The 1,028-nt window shown below is 63.9% G+C and carries 1 protein-coding gene; it reads left to right on the forward strand.

Features of this window, described 5'->3' with window-relative positions:
• Positions 1–87: 87 nt before the first annotated feature.
• Positions 88–1,028, forward strand: a protein-coding gene (locus tag MTBUT4_RS15210) for an IS630 family transposase (protein ID WP_173980549.1) whose coding sequence is annotated in 2 segments (ribosomal slippage) — positions 88–424 and positions 424–1,028 — 942 coding nt annotated over the 2 segments. Because the reading frame shifts where the segments join, the coding sequence is not laid out codon by codon here. This gene is flagged as partial in the annotation.

A 1,028-nucleotide genomic window follows, 5' to 3' on the forward strand; every position in this document is an offset into this window, starting at 1 on the left:
GATTTCGAACGTCACGAATCGCAAGGGATTCCCAAGGGGCTGAAAATCTGATTCAAGATTCCTGCTGGAGCGAGGAGGCCAGCATGAATGGGACAGCCTCTATCGATGGATCTGCGTTCGCGTGTCTTGGCTGCGATTGACGAGGGCATGAGTTGCCGGTCGGCGGCGGCTCGGTTCGGAGTGGCGCCCTCGACGGCGATCCGGTGGCATGGGCAGCGCCGCGACACCGGCAGCTTTGCCCCCAAGCCTCAAGGTGGCGACATGCGGTCGCGCCGGATCGAGGCGCGGCGGGACGACATCCTGGGCATCTGGGACGCCCGCAAGGACATCACCCTGGATGAACTGCGCGATGCGTTGGCCGACATCGGCCTGACGGTGTCACGCGTTGGCCTTCACCGTTTTTTCGTTCGCCGCGGGATCACGCGGAAAAAAAGACCGGCCACGCGATCGAGCAAGACCGCCCCGACATCCTGATGGAGCGGCAGGACTGGTTCGACGGCCAGCCTGACCTGGATCCGGAACGCTTGGTTTTCATCGACGAGACCTGGACGGCCACCAACATGACCCGCACGCACGGACGCTGCCCCAGGGGCGAGCGCCTGCGGATGGGGTTCCCCCACGGACATCGCAAGACGACCACCCTGGTCGCCGGTCTGCGGATGACCGGCATGGTGGCGCCCATGGTCCTCGACGGGCCGATCAACGGCGAATGGTTCGAAGCCTACGTGCGCCAGGTTTTGGTGCCGACCCTGACGCCCGGTGACGTCGTCATCATGGACAATCTGTCCAGCCACAAACGTCCCGTGGTCCGCGAGGTGATCGAGGCCGCCGGGGCGAAGGTGTTGTTCCTCCCACCCTACAGCCCCGACTTCAACCCCATCGAAAAGGCCTTCGCCAAGCTCAAGGCACTGCTGCGAAGGGAGGCCGAGCGAACCGTCTCTGGCCTTTGGAGCCTCATCGGACGCCTCGTCGATCTGTTCCAGCCCGCCGAATGCGCCAACTACTTCAGATCATGCGGCTATGAGCCA

The sequence above is a fragment of the Magnetospirillum sp. UT-4 genome, from assembly GCF_902729435.1.
In the GTDB taxonomy this organism is placed as follows: Bacteria; Pseudomonadota; Alphaproteobacteria; order Rhodospirillales; family Magnetospirillaceae; genus Magnetospirillum.